Genomic DNA, 16,134 nt, shown 5'->3' on the forward strand with positions numbered 1-16,134 from the left:
CTTTGTTCACCATCCTTGTGTTGATGCGGGAAAACGCATACAGTGTTAGAGAGAAAAAATAGCGAGTTCCCTTTCAATGGACATCGCGTTTCGATGTTTCATCATCCCATGAAATGATCGATTCCCCAATGTTCGCTGATCATCCCCTTTCTTTGTTCCATTATGTGTAACTCATTTTCTATAAATGGAATTCTTGAATGGATTATAACAAAGTTCGCTCTCGTTTGTCCATAACTTGTTGAAAAATTTGAACTGTTTATGCAATCCGTTCAACCAATGGACGGACAGGAAGACGGGCCATAGCAGCATGTGTGAATATAAAAGAGGCTTCGCCGTCCTTTCCCTTGTTGAAACCGAAAAGGAAGGAAACGCGAAAAAAAGCTTGAACGGCGGTGACCGAAGATGCTAAAATGGGAGTAAGGTTCCACTGAAGGAAATTAAATTCCGTTGAATGGAACGTAAGGAAGGGGGGAGACAAACAGTTGAAGGAAGAAAAAAAGCATGAGGCCGGATTGCGTACGGTGCAGCGGGCCATTGACATCTTGTATTGTTTTACCCTTGAGGAACAAGAGCTATCACTCACGGAAATTGCGAAAAAGATTTCGCTTCCTAAATCGACGACAACGCGCTTGCTCGCTACGCTGGAGCAAAACCGCTTGGTCGTCAAAGATCCGGAGACGTTAAAGTACCGTCTTGGACAAGGATTGTACTATTTAGGATATATTGCCGGCAAATCGATGGAAGTGCGGGAAATCGCGCGGCCTGTGATGGAGCGGCTGCGCGATGAGACGCGGGAGACGGTGAATTTGTATGTGCTCGAACAAGATGCCCGCGTTTGCGTCGAACAGTGCGAGGGGCTTCAGGCGCTGCGTCATATGGTGAGAATCGGCGAACGGCTGCCGCTTTGGGCGGGAGCGGGAGGAAAAGTATTGTTGGCTTATCAATCGCCTGCTTTTCAAGAGCGGATTTTCGCGCAAGTGCCGACAAAGGAACGCTTGGCTCGTCTAGCGGCGGAGCTTGAGGTGATTCGGGAGCGCGGCGTTGCATCCAGCGTCGATGAGCGGGAAGTCGGCTCTGCAGCCGTTGCCGCGCCGATTTTCAATATTCGTGGGGAAGTTCGCGCCTGCTTGTCCATCTCCGGGCCGACGCATCGGTTTGCGCCGGATGTGCTTGGGAAGTTCGAAACGACCGTGAAAGAAGGAGCACAAGCGATTTCAGAAAAACTAGGTTATCGACCATAAGGGGGAGAGCATATGGCGATTTCAAAACGCGCCGTCCGTGTGCGCAATGTCTTGATCGGGGGAGACGAACCGTGCATTTGCGCCCCGGTCGTCGGAGCGGACGCGGAGCAAGTGTTAGAGGAAACAAGGCAAATCAGCGCGAAAAAGCCGCATCTCATTGAATGGAGGGCGGACTTTTTCGAGGCGATTCAGGACGAACAGCAAGTGGCGGCAACGGCGAGAAAGATGCGGGCGATTGCCGGAGACATCCCGATTTTGTTTACGGTTCGTTCCGAACTGGAGGGCGGCCGACCGATTTCCTTGACAGAAGAGGAAAAGCTTCGGTTGTTTGAAACTGTATGCCAAAGCGGCGCGATCGATTTGCTTGATTACGAGCTTGTCCATGAGCCGCATGTCCCCGCAGTCCGGGAGCTGACGCGCCGCTATGGGGTGCGCCTTGTGCTGTCCTATCATAATTTTACTGATACGCCCTCGAAGGAAGAGCTTGTTGCGAAAATGCGCCAAGCTGAGCAATGCGGCGCTGATATCGCGAAAGCGGCTGTGATGCCAAAATCGCGGGGGGATGTGCTCGTGCTGCTGCAGGCGACGGAAGAGGCGCGGCAAGAGGTGGAAATTCCGCTCATCACGATGTCGATGGGGGCATTGGGCGCCATCACCCGCCTGGCGGGCGGATTGTTCGGCTCTGCTGTCACCTTCGCAGTCGGGCGGCAAAGCTCGGCGCCCGGGCAAATTCCGATTGAAGACGTCCGGACCGCTTTGTCGGTCATCATGAAATACAGCCAATAATTGGACCTTTAGGGGGAGGAGAGCATCATGGGGCGTTTGCCGTTGGAAGGCGTCAAAGTGCTCGATGTGTCAACGATGATCGCGGCGCCGTTTGGAGCGGTTTTGCTCGGTGATTTTGGCGCCGATGTCATCAAGGTGGAATTGCCAGGGAAAGGGGATACGCTCCGCCATGTCGGGCCGTTCAAGGACGGTGAGCCGCTTCGCTGGCCCGGGCTGGCGCGCAATAAACGGTCGCTCACGTTGGATTTGCGCAAAGAAGAAGGAATGAACATTTTTAAAGAGCTCGTCCGCCACGTCGATATTGTCATTGAAAACTTCCGTCCCGGCACGCTCGAAAAATGGGGCGGCGGATATGAAGAACTGAAGCGGATCAATCCGAAGCTGGTGATGATTCGCGTCTCGGGCTACGGGCAAACGGGTCCGTTTCGCGAGAAAGCCGGATTCGGTACACCGGCAACGGCGTTCAGTGGGTTTACGTATTTGCAAGGGTATCCGGATCGTCCGCCGGTCAGCCCATCGTTTTCGTTGACGGATTACATTACCGGCATTTATGTGGCGTTTGCGGCGGTGACGGCCATTTACCACCGCGATGTCCATCCGAATGGCGAAGGGCAGATGGTCGATATCGGTCTTTACGAATCGGTGTTCCGCATGATGGAGTTTTTGGTGGCGGAATATGACCAATTGGGCAAAGTGCGCGAGCGGTCGCCGGGATTGTCCGGCCATTCGAGCCCGGCGGGCACGTTTATGACGAAAGACGGGCATTGGGTCGTGCTTGTCACCAGCACCGATTCGACGTTCGAGCGGCTGGCGAAAGCGATGGGGCGGGAAGATATGTTGACGGATGAGAAATTTTGCACAAACGAACGGCGGCTCGCTCATCATGAAGAGACAAACGGCATCGTCGCCGACTGGATCCGCACGAAGACGCGCGATGAATTGCTCCGCATTTTGGATGAGCATGGCGTGCCGGTCAGTCCGATTTTGAGCATTAAAGATATTTTTGAGCACCCGCATTACCAAGCGAGGGAAAACATCATCGAAGTCGCCCATCCACGCCTTGGCAAAATTAAAATGCCCGGCATTGTGCCGAAATTCGAAAAAACGCCAGGCGCCATCCGCCGCACTGCTCCGGATTTAGGGGAGCATACCGAAGAGATTTTGCAAACGATGCTTGGCATGTCCAAGGAAGACATTGAGCGGCTGCGAGAAAACGGGATCATATGAATGAGCGAACGGCTGCGGCTTTCCGCCTTCCCGGCTCCTTGCCTTGTGCGAGGCTGCCGGGTTTTTTTGTTTCGAAGTTTGTTTTCCCGGCAGCCCACGCCTTGCATTGACACTGCTTGCCGCCAGCCTTTATACTTTTGATAGGTGAAAGCGACGGTAAAGCAGGTGATTCGAACGGTGTCAGATAAAAAGCGTTCCCGCGTGACGCTCGAACAAGTCGCCAAACACGCCGGCGTGTCGCGGGCGACCGCCTCTCTTGTCGTCCGTGGGAGTCCGAATATTTCGAAAGAAACGCGAAAAAAAGTGCTCCAAGCGATGAAAGAGCTTGGCTACGTCTATGACCGCGTGGCGGCCAATTTGCGTTCGCAGCGTTCGTCGACAGTTGGTCTTATTATCACCGAACTTGACAACCCGTTTTTTTCCGAATTGCTCGTTGGCGTCCATGAGGCGCTCGATCAGGAAGGATATACGGTCATTTTAGGCACGACGTTTGACCGGCCGGAAAAACAAGACGCCTTATTGTCGACGATGCTGGAGCATCGGGTGGGCGGTGTGATCATGAGCCCGGTTCCCGGATGTTCGGCAGAGATGCTCGAGCGGCTTCGGCAATGGGACATCCCCGTCGTATTGTTCGCCCGCGAAGAGCTTCCGCCCGGGTTGTTTGATTATATTGGGATTGACAATGTGGCCGGCGGGCGGATGGCGGTCGAGCATTTGCTCGACCGCGGCCATCGGCGCATCGCCTTTATCGGCGGTTCCCCGCAGTCGTCCGTATGGAAGGCGCGCCGGGCAGGATACGGCGACGCCTTGCGCACAGCAGGCATTGAGGTGGATGACACGCTGCTTGTGCCATCGGCGACGACAAGGCAAGGCGGGCGAATGGCGGCCAAACGCGTGCTGCAGCAACCCAACCCGCCGACAGCGCTCTTTTGTTACAACGATGTCGTCGCGTTCGGCGCAATGCTTGGCTTAAAAGAGGAAGGGATCGTTCCGGGGCGCGACATTGCGGTCGTCGGTTTTGACAACATTCAAGAATCCGCGCTGTTTCAACCGCCGCTAACGACGGTGGCTGCATTCCCAGAAAAGATCGGTGCGTGCGCAGCGCGGCGATTGCACGAACGCATGAAAGGGGATGACGGCGAGCCGAAACGGACGATTTTGCATCCGGAGCTCGTTATCCGCCAGTCTTCCGGAAAGAGAGAGTAAAAAGAGGTGAAGCAACGTGGAGAGGCAAACCGCCATCCCGCTCCGCGAGCGAAATATCATTTTGATCGGCTTTATGGGAGCGGGGAAAACAACGATCGGGCAGCTTGTCGCGAAGAAGCTGTACCGCGACTTTATCGATGTCGATGCGGAAATCGAGCGGCAGCACGGGATGACGATTCCGGAGATGTTCGCGCAAAAAGGGGAAGCGTATTTTCGGCAAGTTGAGCGCGAGCTGATCGTTGATTTGTGCACGAATACAAGGTTGAAAATCCTTTCGCTCGGCGGCGGCGCGTATTTGCAGGAAGAGGTGCGGCGCGCCTGTTTGGCCCACGGCATCGTCTTTTTCCTTGACTTGTCGTGGGAGCATTGGAAGGAAGAGCGGCTGCCGCTCATTGTCGACAGCCGGCCGGTGTTGAAAAACAAAACGTTGGAAGAAGTGGAGCAGCTCTTTTTCCAGCGCCAATCAGCCTATGCGCTCTACCATTCCCGCGTCATCATCAATGAGCTCGAGGCTGAACAGGCGGCGGACCAAATTGTTCAGTCGATTAAATGGACGTGGGATGTGTACGAGCCGAACCGTTGAGAGGATCTAGTGGCAGGCAAGCAAGCTCCTAGGAAAGGGAGCTTGCTTTTTTGATTTTTTCATCGGCAAGGGTTGCCGCCATTTGATTGGAAATGGACTTCGGTTGACCAAAAAAGAAATTTCGAATGCCGCATCTGCCTGTTCTTGCCGGACAATCGTTTCGTTTGTTATAAATAGGGGAAATAGGTGAAAGATTGGGAGAGTGGGGAGATGGAGAAGCGGGTGTTCAGCTGGCTTTATGTGTATATGGTCTTGGCAGTGCTGGTTCTGTTCGCGCCCTATTGGCTTTGGTGGCTGAAACCAGAAACGAAGCTCGATTTGCTTATTGTCGACAAAACGGTGCCCGATCAGTCGTACCGCGAGCATCAAGGGCTCGTTTGGGTCTTGAATCAGCAAAAATACGTCCACGGCAACGGAGAGCGATACAAAGCAGCACGCGATTACGCCGGGTTTGGGCCGAAAAAGGATGGAACGTACGAGGTGCGGCCGCTGCCAAAGGAGATGGCGCGGTACGATGCGGTCTATATCGTTGACACATACGGGGGTATATGAGGAGGAGTTCGTCCGCAAGCAAACGGACGGCGCCCGTTCGGCGAAAGTGTACGGCGGGCTTGAGCGGCAGGAGATGGAGTCGCTTTGGCGGTTTGCCCGCCAAGGCAGGAAAACGTTGATCGCTGAGTTCAATTCGATGGCCCATCCGACAGAAAACGAAGTGCGCGCCTCGTTTGCCCAGCTGTTCGGCCTTGAGTGGACCGGCTGGATTGGCCGTTATTTTTCTGACTTGGGAAGCCGGGAAGTGCCGGTGTGGGTGAAAGAAAACTACAAAGCGCAATACGGAAAGCCGTTTTCGTTCCGCGGGCCGGGTATAGTGTTGGTCGATGAATCGGATCGGCTTCTTGTCCTCGATCGGCGCGACCTTGGCGGCGGTGGCGTCATGTTTTCCTCCACAAAAGCGGGGGAAGCCCGTTGGGGCGGCAAGATGCGCACATCGTATTCGTATTGGTTTGACATCGTCAAGCCGCTTGATAAACACATGGTGTTGGCAACGTATACGTTGTCACTGTCTGAGCGCGGGAAAGAGAAGCTGCGGGCGATCGGGCTGCCGCTTTCGTTTCCAGCCGTTGTTCGCTATGAGACAAAGACGTATCAGTCGTATTACTTTTGCGGCGATTACGCTGATCAAGGGGAACTGCCTTCCGTTTATCAGACCGTGGGGCTGGATGTATGGCGCAAATGGACGGCGGGCAGCCGCCCGGACAACGGCGCGGCCTTTTACTGGAAGGCGTACGTGCCGATGATGAAAGCGATTTTGCGGGAAATCAAGGCATATCAGGAAGATGGCAAGCTGCAGGACGCCGTTCAAACGGCGGAACAAAGCGGCGTCCGCTTGGCGGGAACGGTCGGGCGCGACTATCTTCAAGTATATCGCAATGGACGGTGGGAGCCGCTGCTTATTAAAGGCGTCAACCTCGGCATCAGCAAGCCCGGCGCGTTTCCGGGAGAGGCGAAGATTACGAAGGAAGAATATTTCCGCTGGCTGCAGTACATCGGGGCGATGGGGGCGAATGCCATCCGCGTCTATACGATCCACCCGCCGGCGTTTTACGAGGCGCTTTACGAGTACAACCAAATAGCGAAGCAGCCGCTTTATTTGTTCCATGGCGTCTGGATCGATGAAAGGACGATGCTGCGGACGAAGGATGTGTGGGCGCCTGAGGTGAGTGAGGCGTTTCGCACGGACATTCGCCGTACGATTGACCTCGTTCATGGCAAGGCCCGCATTGCAAAACGGCCTGGGCATGCCGGCGGGATGTACCGATACGACCTTTCTCCGTATGTTCTCGGCTGGATTTTCGGTGTCGAGTGGGATCCGGACGTTGTGGCGGCGACGAACGAAAAACACCCGAAGCAGGGCGACTACCGCGGCAAATACGTATACACGAAAGGAGCGAGCCCGTTTGAGGCATGGCTGGCCCGTATGATCGACGAAGCGGTGGCGTATGAAACGGAAACATACGGCTGGCAGCGGCCGGTCAGTTTTACGAATTGGGTGACGACCGACCTCCTCCGCCATCCGGCCGAACCGTTTGTGAAAGAAGATTTTGTTTCCGTCAACCCCAATGTCATGTACGCCACTCACGAGCTGCAGGCCGGGTTGTTTGCGTCATACCATATTTATCCGTATTACCCTGACTTTTTGAATCGTGAGGAAAAATACGTCAGCTATGTTGACCAACGCGGCGAGCAGAACAGCTATGCCGCCTACTTGCATGACATGAAGGCGGCGCACCGGATGCCGATTTTGGTCGCTGAATTTGGCGTTCCTTCTTCGCGCGGCATGGCGCATCGAAATGTACACGGGAAAAATCAGGGGTTTTTGTCGGAACAAGAACAAGGAACGATCGACCGGGAGCTGTTTGAGGACATCGTCCATGAGTGGATGGCGGGAGGGCTGTTGTTTTCCTGGCAGGATGAATGGTTCAAGCGGACATGGAACACAATGGATTATGACAACCAGGACCGCCGCCCGTTTTGGCTGAACGTGCAGACGAACGAACAACAATTTGGATTGCTTCGGTTTGAGCCAGGTCCAAGCGCAGCCGCGATGATGAAGGTCGACGGCCGAAAAGACGATTGGACATTCAACGGAATCCGGCCGGCTTGGACAGAGGGCAAGCGGGCGCTGTACGTCACAAGCGATGAAGGGTATTTGTATGTGCGGCTTGACAGCGGACGCATCACCGATCGGACGACGGTCTACATGGCGTTTGATACGATTCCGAATCAAGGGCAATCGCGTCTGCCCGGCCTGTCTGGCGTCCGGACAGCGGGAATCGACTTTGCCTTGGTCATTCATGGAAAACAGAGCGCCCGTCTGCTTGTCGACAGCTACTATGACACGTTTTACTTCCATTACGGAAAAGAGCTGCATATGATGCCGGCGGCGCCGTACGCCAATCGCAAAGATAACGGCGTCTACCACCCGATTCGCCTGACATTGAACAAAAAATTGGAAGAAGCCCGCGGCAAGGCCGTGCCGTTCGACTCATATGAAACCGGGGTGTTGCGGTTTGGCACGGCCAACCCCGACGATGCAGCGTACGATTCACTCGCGGATATCAGCGTCAGCCGCAATGGCGATATGTACGAAATCCGCCTGCCATGGGCGCTTTTGAACGTGACCGACCCGAGCCGGCGCGAGGTGATGGGCGACATGTGGTCGAAAGATGGCTTGAAGAGCCGGCGGATCGTCGCGGGCATCCGTCTCGGTGTGTACGTCGCGGGCGAGGGCAGTTCGTTTTCTTTCCCGGCGATGAACGGGAATGTGCTGCCGGCCGCGCGATTTTATGAGTACACGTGGCCGGTGTGGGAGGCGCCGCGCTATCATGAGCGGCTGAAGCAGTCGTATGAGGTGATGAAAGAGGCGTTTTCACGCGTGAACATCGCAAAGCAGCAGGGAGTGGAATAAAAAGAAAAGGGCTTGCCTCCTCTCGACATCGCGATCATTCATCAAAGCAGGCGCCTGTTCAAACAACAGAAGGCAGAAGCCAAACCGATCGTCAAGCAGGAAAGTGCCGGCGGTCGGTTTGGCTTTTTTCGTTTTTTAAGAGATTTCGCTTTGTTCAGCTCGGGAACGGAGTTTTCGTTCATGTTGGAGGGTTTTGCGGGCGAGGAAGTCGACGGTTTCCTGTGTTTCCGACCATTCAAGGCGCCAATAGTTCATTTTCGTTTCCAAGCGCTCAAACCGAGCGTCGGTGCGTTTTTCCAGATCCAAGAGTTTTTGGTGCAACCGGTCTTCCGTTTCGCGAATTTTGGCATACAGCCGATTTTCTGTATCTTGGATCTCCGCGCGCAGTCGGTTTTCTGTGTCTTGGATTTCAGCGCGCAGTCGATCTTCCATTTCCTTCATTTGTTTCTGGATTTTTCCGGAATGCAAGTCGAGCGCCTTTAAAATTTGTTGCACCATGGTGGCTCCTTCCACACGATTCACCTCCCTTCGCCTTTTATCATAGCACACGTCTGCGGCCAGCGAAATGAAAACCTTGTCCATTCGCTCGATTTTTTCACCAAACTTTCACCAACACGGGGTAACGTAACGGCAGGAGACGAAGAACGTGACGGAAAGGGAGAGTCGATGAAGAACATAAAATGGAAATGGGATGGATGGATTACGGCGATCATGGCATGGTCAGCTTTTTTGCACTTCTATCAAATGGGAAACAGCGGTTCCAATGTGTATTATACGGCGGCGGCGAAAAGCATGGCTGCAAGTTGGAAGGCGTTTTTCTTCGCCGCGCTTGATCCAGAGGGATTCATTACCGTTGATAAGCCTCCGGCCGCGCTTTGGCTGCAGGCGTTGAGCGTGAAAGTGTTCGGAGTGAGCGATTTTAGCGTGCTTCTTCCGGAAGCGTTGGCGGGGGTTGCCTCGACGTGGATGATGTACGTCATCGTCAAGCCGTGGGCGGGTCGGATAGCGGCGCGCTGGGCAAGCTTCATTTTTTCCTGCACCCCGGTGTTTGTGGCCGTGGCGCGTACGAACAACATTGACGCCGTATTGGTGTTTACGCTGCTTGTCGCGGTTTGGATGTTGATGAAAGCCGTCATGACCAAGCGGCTCGCATGGCTGATCGGCAGCTTTGCGGTCGTTGGGGTGGGGTTTAATATGAAAATGCTGCAGGCGTACATGGTGCTGCCGGCGTTTTACTTGTTCTATTGGTTGGCGGCGAAAACATCGTGGAAAAAACGGACGGGCCATTTGGCGATGGCCACGGTCGTGCTGCTTGCCGTTTCCCTTTCGTATGCGGGAGCTGTCGCTTTGATTCCGGCCGATAAACGTCCGTACATTGGCGGCAGCAAAACCAATTCGGTGTTGGAGCTGGCCCTAGGCTACAACGGCATTGAACGGCTGACGGGGGAGGCCGGGCCGGGCGGCAGAATGGGGACGGATTTTAATGGGAGAGAGAGGTTGACAGAAACGAGCGGCATCACTGCACCGTCAAACGATGGAGACAATGGCGCATTTCCTTCAGAAGGAGCACCGCCTTCGATGTCCGGAGCGCCAGGAGCCCCTCCTTCTGCTCCAGGAGGCGGCATGGGCGGAATCGGCCGCGGCGAGATTGGCGATCCCGGCGTTTTTCGGCTGTTCCAGCTTCCTTTAGCCGGACAAGCGAGTTGGCTGCTGCCGTTTGTTATGGTGGTAGCTGTCGGATGGATGGCTGATGTATGGCGCCGCCGCCAAATAACGTTGTTTCATCGTTTCTTGCTCTTTTGGCTTGCTTGGCTTGGACCGATGATGGTGTTTTTCAGCATCGCCGGGTTTTACCATCGTTACTATTTAAGTATGCTGGCTCCGGCGATTGCAGTGTTGGTGGGAGCCGGAGGAAAGATGCTCGCTTCGTTTGGAACCGGTGAACGTCGAATGTCATGGCTGTTTCCGACGGCTCTTTTGGCCACTTATGCGTTTGATATATGGATTGCTTGGCAATACAACCACTCATTGTCGGCCGTGTGGCCGATGGCAGTTGGATTTTACGGACTGGCGATCGTTTGCCTCTGGTTGGCGATGGAAGGGCGCGAGCGCTGGCAGCGAATCGTCTATGCGGCCGCGCTGTTTGGTTTGCTTGTGCTGCCGGCGTATTGGTCGCTCACACCTGTGTTGTACGGAACAAACAGCACGATCCCATATGCAGGGCCCGATTTACGCCGGGAAGGAGGCGCCATGCTGACTGCAGCGATGCCGGCGGGGCAGGACGGGCGCTGGCGGCAAGGGCAAAGGGATGTGCATTCGGATGAAGGGACTGAGCTTGGAGGCCGCCATTCATTGGCCGCTTTAGTGGCTTATTTAGAGCAACACGCTGGAAAAACCAAATACTTGGCCGCGACCATTCGAGCAACCGAAGCGGCGGAGATGATGCTTCATACCGACCGCGCGGTGATGGCGATGGGTGGATTTGGGGGAACCGATCCAGTGTTGACCCCCGCGAAGTTGGAGAAGATGGTCCAAAACGGCGAGGTGAAGTATTTCCTTCTCTCCGGAGAGGGACGGGGCGACAATGAGCTGGTGCAATGGATCAAAACGCATTGCCAAGAAGTGCCGTCGTCACAATGGGGCGGTGGGCAAAGCGAGACCTTTGGCGGCATGGGCCGCGGAGGAATGACGCTGTACGTGTACAACGGCTAGCATCTGGTGCTCGAGTATGTTGGCGAATACTTCGATAACGTTTTTCCACTTGCAACGGAAGCGCCGTGCGGTTTTTCGCGAAATCATGGGACGTCGCACGCGAAAAGCTGCGCTTTGAGCACGATGGTGCAAAACGATGCGGTTTGCATCGCTCTCTTTTTTCGGGTGTGAGGATAGAGGCGTGTGTGAGCTGTCTTTTCGCAGAAAAAGGCAAGAAGCGAACGAAGGAGGGGACATGAATGGCGACCTATTCTGTCATTATCCCTGTATATAATGAGGCGCTGGTCATCCGCGAGACGTACCGGCGGTTGAAAACTGTCATGGAGCAAACGGACGAACCGTATGAATTGTTGTTCATTAACGACGGCAGCACGGATGAGACGCTGGAGATCTTGAGGGAATTGGCCGTGAAGGATGACACCGTGAAGTACATTGACTTTTCCCGCAATTTTGGCCACCAAATCGCCATTACCGCAGGGATGGACTATGCCTCGGGCCAAGCGATCATCGTCATTGACGCTGATTTGCAAGACCCCCCCGAGCTTATTTTAGAGATGATCGAACGCTGGAAGGAAGGGTATGAAGTGGTGTATGCCCGGCGCGTCAAGCGGAAGGGCGAGACGGTGTTCAAAAGATGGACGGCTTACGTGTTTTATCGCTTGCTGCGAGCGGCGACTGAAATCGACATTCCGGTCGATACAGGCGATTTTCGCCTTATTGACCGGAAAGTGTGCGATCAGTTACGCTATATGAGAGAGCGAAGCCGGTTTGTTCGGGGGCTGGTAAGTTGGGTCGGCTTCCGGCAGACGGCGGTTGAATACGAGCGGGAGCCGCGTTTCGCCGGCGAGACGAAATACCCGCTCAAAAAGATGATCCGTTTTTCGCTTGATGGCATTACCTCGTTTTCATACAAGCCGTTGAAGCTAGCGAGTTGGCTTGGGTTCTTGATGTCGGCGGCCAGTGTGGTGGGGATGTTCGTTGTCCTTTACCTTAAATGGTTTGCCCATTCAACGGTCGCCGGCTGGGCGTCGTTGTCGATGGTCATGCTGCTTGGCAACGGGGTGACACTGCTCATGCTCGGCGCGATTGGCGAATATATCGGCCGGATTTACGATGAAGTGAAAGAGCGTCCGCTCTATATTGTCAACGAAACGTGGGGAGTCGGAACGAAACATGAACGAAAGCCTTCATATATTCCGTAAAGAAAAACAAGCCGTATGGCGGTTTGGCCTCGTTGGGGTGAGCAATACCGCGGTGGACTTCGCCGTCTTTTTTTTGTTGACTGCTGCAGGCGCTAAGGCGGCGGTTGCCCAAGCCGTTGCCTACGGCGCCGGGGTGGCGAACAGCTACGTTTGGAATCGGCGCTGGACGTTTCAAATGAAGCAAAGGGCGAATATTGGGGAATTGCTTCGGTTTCTTGCGGTCAACGGGCTGTCGCTTGGGGTGTCGCTTGTTGTCTTGTTGGCGGCCGAACGGCTTGGACCGCTTTGGCTCGCGAAAGGTGCGGCCACGATCATGGGCATGGCGGTGAATTTCATCGGCAGCCGCTGTTGGGTGTTTGCGGCACCGCGAAGCGAACGTTGACAGAAACAAATCTATAGGCGACGTCTTGCCCTCTACCTGGGGATGAAAACCATGGATTGCCGGCCAGGGATTTTCACAGAAAGGGCTCACGAGCAACGGTTTGCCCTCCACCCGGAGACGAACATCATCGCTTCCCGCATGGGATTTTCACGGAAAGGTCCATGAGCCGCGGTCCGCTCTCCACTCAGGGTGAAAATCATGGCTCGTCGGTGCGACATTTTCACAGAAACCCCGGGCGGCAATGCGTCAAGATGGCGACTTGATTTCCTTGCGTGCCGCTCGTGACGAACAAGGCGTCTTCTTTTCCAAGCATTTTGGCCGCCAACGCTTCTAAACGATTGAGGGTCGGATCTTCGCCGTATACGTCGTCGCCGACTTCGGCTTCCGACATCGCCCGGCGCATCTCTGGCGTCAGTTTGGTCACGGTATCGCTGCGAAAATCAATGAACGGCATCGTGGCCCCCCTTCTTTCCTAATCGTTGTATGCGTCAAAAGGACGGGAGCGCAGGGGCGGGGTCCCGCTTCCCGCCCTTGGTTACACGGTTCGAATTTGCCCCGTCCCGTACACGAGCGATTTTGTCGTCGTGATGGCGACAAGCCCCATCGGACCGCGGGCGTGCAGCTTTTGCGTGCTGATGCCGATTTCCGCTCCGTAGCCGAACTGTTCGCCGTCCGTGAAGCGGGTGGAGGCGTTATGGTACAAGACCGCCGCGTCGACCGCTTGGAAAAAGCGGCGGACGTTCGCTTCGTTTTCGGTGATGATCGCTTCCGAGTGCTTCGTCCCGTAGCGGCGGATATGGGCAATCGCCTCATCGACATCGGCGACGAGCTTAACCGCTAAAATCGGCGCCAAATATTCCGCATGCCAGTCGTCTTCCGTCGCCGGTTTGATGAACGGGTGCGATGACGCGAGGCGGTCGTCGCCGCGCAGCTCGACACCGCGGGCGTGCAGCGCCTCAAGCAAGTCGTCGGCATATGGCCAACGCTCATGGATGAGCACCGTTTCGATGGCGTTGCAGACGGACGGACGCTGCAATTTGGCGTTCAGGACGATGTTGATCGCCATTTGCCGCTCGGCTGATTCGTCGATGAACATATGACAGTTGCCGACGCCGGTTTCAAGCACGGGCACGGTGGCGTTTTCGACGACCGAGCGGATGAGCCCGGCGCCGCCGCGCGGGATGAGCACATCCAAATAGTCATTGAGGCGGAACATCTGTTGTGCCGTTTCCCGGCGCGTGTCTTCGAGCAGTTCAATGGCCGCATCGGGCACGGCGGTGGTGCGGAGCGCCCCTTTCATGACGGAAACAAGCGCTTTGTTCGAATGAAGCGCTGACGAGCTGCCGCGAAGCAGGACGGCGTTTCCGGTTTTCAGGCAAAGGCTGGCGGCATCGACCGTGACGTTCGGCCGCGCTTCATACACCATGCCGATGACGCCAAGCGGCACGCGCACCGTTTGGATGCGAAGCCCGTTCGGCCGCGTCCATTCCTCGACGATTTCTCCGACCGGGTCGGGAAGGGAAGCGACTTGGCGGACGCCGCCGATGATTTGGTCCAGGCGTTCATTGGTGAGTTGGAGCCGGTCAAGCAAAGCCGGTGACAGCCCTTGCTCGCGGCCTTGGGCCATATCTTTTTCGTTTTCTTGCAAAATGAAGGCGCGTTCGCGGTCAAGCGCTTGGGCGATTTGTTCCAATGCGGCGTTTTTTTCCTCTGTTGACAGCATAGCCAGCGTCTGCGACGCGGCTTTCAGACGCTCGGCTTTTTCAAGCAGTTCGGTCATTTGAATACACTCTCCTTTCGCAACGTGACCCAATTGTCGCGGTGAATGACTTCCGGGCGGTGCAAGTACGAGTATTGCCGCGCTTCCTCGCTCGGAAGTCCTTTTACTTTTTCTAAATCGGCGGCGGCATAATACACTTGGCCGCGGCCGATCGTGATCCCTTTCTCATTGACAACATCGACGACATCCATCGCATGAAAGTCGCCGGAAACGGCCGTGACGCCGGCGGGAAGCAAGCTTTTGCCGCGCGCAAGGAGCGCTTCCTCCGCGCCGCTGTCGACGGTGATCGTGCCGGCGACAGGCGCGTGATACGCGATCCATTGCTTGTGCATTTGCATTTGCTTCGGAAATGGGGCGCCGATGTACGTCCCATCACCTTTTCCGGCTAAAATATCGGCGAGTGCTTCTTTGCCTCGCCCGGTGCCGATAAAGACGCTGACGCCGAAGGACAACGCTTTTTGAGCGGCGAGAAGCTTTGAGCGCATGCCGCCGGTGCCGACTGCCGAGCCGCTGCCGCCGGCCGCTTCGATCATTTCGTCGGTAATGTGCGGCAAAAAGGCGTATTTTTTCGCCTGTGGATTCGTTTTCGGGTTGGCGTCATACAGCCCGTTAATATCGGTGAGCAAAACGAGCGCATCGGCGTGCAAAAAGCCGGCGACAAGCGCCGACAGCATATCGTTGTCGCCAAACGTCAATTCTTCAACGGAAACGGAGTCGTTTTCATTGATGATCGGGATCGCCCCGTGTTCGAGCAGCGTCGTCATCGTGGCGAACAAGTTGCGAAACCGTTCGCGGCTGTAAAAGTCGCTGCGCGTCAACAACAATTGGGCGGCCGTGAAGCCAAAGCGGGCGAACGCCGAGCTGTACGCCTGCATAAGCAAGCTTTGCCCGACGGCAGCCGCGGCCTGTTTGCCGGCGATCGTCGTCGGCCGCGCCGGGTAGCCGAGCGGCCCGAACCCGGCGGCGACAGCGCCGGACGTGATGAGAATGACGTCATGGCCGAGCTGTTTCAGATAGGCGATGGCTTCAACATGGCCGTGCAGCTTGTCGCGGCAAAGGCCACCTTTCGGATCGGTGAGCGAGCTGCTGCCGATTTTGACCACCACGCGCTGCCGTTTCATCGCGTTCCTCCCTCCTTTGCGTGTTGAATGGCATGAGTTGGATTGCCTAGCCGTCCTGCGAAGCGGCCGGCCAATAAAAAACGCTTTTCCTCCTTTCGCAAAAGGACGGAAAAGCGTTCCGCGGTACCACCTTTTTTGGCGCCTAAAGCGCCCCCTCGAGCCTGTAACGCAGGCGTGCGGCTTATGTTTGCATAAGCGGCCGTCTAGGGCAGGTTCAACCGGCTTCCCGCGAGGAACCTTCCAGCCTATGGGTTCCACTCTCTGGCGCGTTCCCTCGGTTTACTAGTCCCGTGCCGTTCCTGTTGTTTTCTTGTCAAGGAGTGCAATTTGTAAGAAATTATGACGCCAAATGCTCCGGTTGTCAAGAGGAAAGGCTGATTTGTGTGAGTAAAATATTTGTGGGTGACATTCAGGAATGATTCCCC

The 16,134-nt window shown here is 55.5% G+C and carries 11 protein-coding genes and 2 pseudogenes; 9 read left to right on the top strand and 4 right to left on the bottom strand.

Annotated features, from left to right (window positions below; all coding sequences use genetic code 11):
- The first annotated feature begins 482 nt into the window (after positions 1-482).
- The 6 genes and pseudogenes from ETR37_RS05500 to ETR37_RS05525 all read left to right on the top strand — a co-directional run bounded on the left by ETR37_RS05500 (position 483) and on the right by ETR37_RS05525 (position 8,512).
- Positions 483-1,241, top strand: a complete 759-nt coding sequence (locus ETR37_RS05500; RefSeq protein WP_060788389.1) for an IclR family transcriptional regulator — start codon at positions 483-485, stop codon at positions 1,239-1,241.
- A 12-nt stretch (positions 1,242-1,253) separates the two neighbouring features.
- On the top strand, positions 1,254-2,027 hold the full coding sequence (aroD, locus tag ETR37_RS05505; protein WP_020755987.1) for a type I 3-dehydroquinate dehydratase: 774 nt from the start codon (positions 1,254-1,256) through the stop codon (positions 2,025-2,027).
- A gap of 27 nt (positions 2,028-2,054) precedes the next feature.
- Positions 2,055-3,254, top strand: coding sequence for a CaiB/BaiF CoA transferase family protein (locus ETR37_RS05510; protein ID WP_129447020.1), 1,200 nt, complete (start codon positions 2,055-2,057; stop codon positions 3,252-3,254).
- Between the two features lie 177 nt (positions 3,255-3,431).
- Positions 3,432-4,460: a LacI family DNA-binding transcriptional regulator gene (locus ETR37_RS05515; RefSeq protein ID WP_205728139.1), complete on the top strand. Its 1,029-nt coding sequence runs from the start codon at positions 3,432-3,434 to the stop codon at positions 4,458-4,460.
- A 16-nt stretch (positions 4,461-4,476) separates the two neighbouring features.
- Positions 4,477-5,043: a shikimate kinase gene (locus ETR37_RS05520; RefSeq protein ID WP_129447021.1), complete on the top strand. Its 567-nt coding sequence runs from the start codon at positions 4,477-4,479 to the stop codon at positions 5,041-5,043.
- Positions 5,044-5,253: 210 nt separating this feature from the next.
- Positions 5,254-8,512: pseudogene (locus ETR37_RS05525) on the top strand (hypothetical protein).
- A gap of 135 nt (positions 8,513-8,647) precedes the next feature.
- Here ETR37_RS05525 and ETR37_RS05530 read toward each other — a convergent pair.
- Positions 8,648-9,025 carry a hypothetical protein gene (locus tag ETR37_RS05530; protein ID WP_129447022.1) on the bottom strand — a complete coding sequence of 126 codons (378 nt, stop codon included), beginning with the start codon at positions 9,023-9,025 and terminating at the stop codon, positions 8,648-8,650.
- Positions 9,026-9,178: 153 nt separating this feature from the next.
- On the opposite strand from ETR37_RS05530, the gene ETR37_RS05535 reads away from it, so the two are divergent.
- The 3 genes from ETR37_RS05535 to ETR37_RS05545 all read left to right on the top strand — a co-directional run bounded on the left by ETR37_RS05535 (position 9,179) and on the right by ETR37_RS05545 (position 12,808).
- Positions 9,179-11,224, top strand: a complete 2,046-nt coding sequence (locus ETR37_RS05535) for a glycosyltransferase family 39 protein (protein ID WP_081132638.1) — start codon at positions 9,179-9,181, stop codon at positions 11,222-11,224.
- A gap of 239 nt (positions 11,225-11,463) precedes the next feature.
- Positions 11,464-12,426: a glycosyltransferase family 2 protein gene (locus ETR37_RS05540; RefSeq protein ID WP_020755995.1), complete on the top strand. Its 963-nt coding sequence runs from the start codon at positions 11,464-11,466 to the stop codon at positions 12,424-12,426.
- Complete coding sequence (locus ETR37_RS05545) at positions 12,398-12,808, top strand: GtrA family protein (RefSeq protein WP_129447023.1); 411 nt, start codon at positions 12,398-12,400, stop codon at positions 12,806-12,808. Before ETR37_RS05540 ends, ETR37_RS05545 begins: the two co-directional genes overlap by 29 nt.
- 229 nt (positions 12,809-13,037) lie before the next feature.
- On the opposite strand, the pseudogene ETR37_RS05550 reads toward ETR37_RS05545, so the two are convergent.
- The 3 genes and pseudogenes from ETR37_RS05550 to proB all read right to left on the bottom strand — a co-directional run.
- A pseudogene (locus tag ETR37_RS05550) lies at positions 13,038-13,262 on the bottom strand (beta-eliminating lyase-related protein); the annotation flags it as partial.
- 81 nt (positions 13,263-13,343) lie between these two features.
- Positions 13,344-14,588: a glutamate-5-semialdehyde dehydrogenase gene (locus ETR37_RS05555; protein ID WP_129447024.1), complete on the bottom strand. Its 1,245-nt coding sequence runs from the start codon at positions 14,586-14,588 to the stop codon at positions 13,344-13,346.
- The gene (gene proB / locus ETR37_RS05560; protein WP_033006218.1) at positions 14,585-15,709 is read right to left on the bottom strand and encodes a glutamate 5-kinase; all 1,125 of its coding nucleotides are present in this window, start codon (positions 15,707-15,709) and stop codon (positions 14,585-14,587) included. The genes ETR37_RS05555 and proB overlap by 4 nt, the downstream gene beginning before the upstream one ends.
- Positions 15,710-16,134: the final 425 nt, after the last annotated feature.

This window comes from Geobacillus sp. PK12, assembly GCF_004123125.1.
Lineage (GTDB): Bacteria > Bacillota > Bacilli > Bacillales > Anoxybacillaceae > Geobacillus > Geobacillus zalihae.

What these genes read in the sequence shown, in the direction of transcription:
- ETR37_RS05510 (WP_129447020.1), top strand. Translation starts at nt 2,055, where the DNA reads ATGGGGCGTTTGCCGTTGGAAGGCGTCAAAGTGCTCGATGTGTCAACG.
- ETR37_RS05555 (WP_129447024.1), bottom strand. Translation starts at nt 14,588, where the DNA reads ATGACCGAACTGCTTGAAAAAGCCGAGCGTCTGAAAGCCGCGTCGCAG.
- aroD (WP_020755987.1), top strand. Translation starts at nt 1,254, where the DNA reads ATGGCGATTTCAAAACGCGCCGTCCGTGTGCGCAATGTCTTGATCGGG.
- proB (WP_033006218.1), bottom strand. Translation starts at nt 15,709, where the DNA reads ATGAAACGGCAGCGCGTGGTGGTCAAAATCGGCAGCAGCTCGCTCACC.
- ETR37_RS05545 (WP_129447023.1), top strand. Translation starts at nt 12,398, where the DNA reads ATGAACGAAAGCCTTCATATATTCCGTAAAGAAAAACAAGCCGTATGG.
- ETR37_RS05540 (WP_020755995.1), top strand. Translation starts at nt 11,464, where the DNA reads ATGGCGACCTATTCTGTCATTATCCCTGTATATAATGAGGCGCTGGTC.
- ETR37_RS05535 (WP_081132638.1), top strand. Translation starts at nt 9,179, where the DNA reads ATGAAGAACATAAAATGGAAATGGGATGGATGGATTACGGCGATCATG.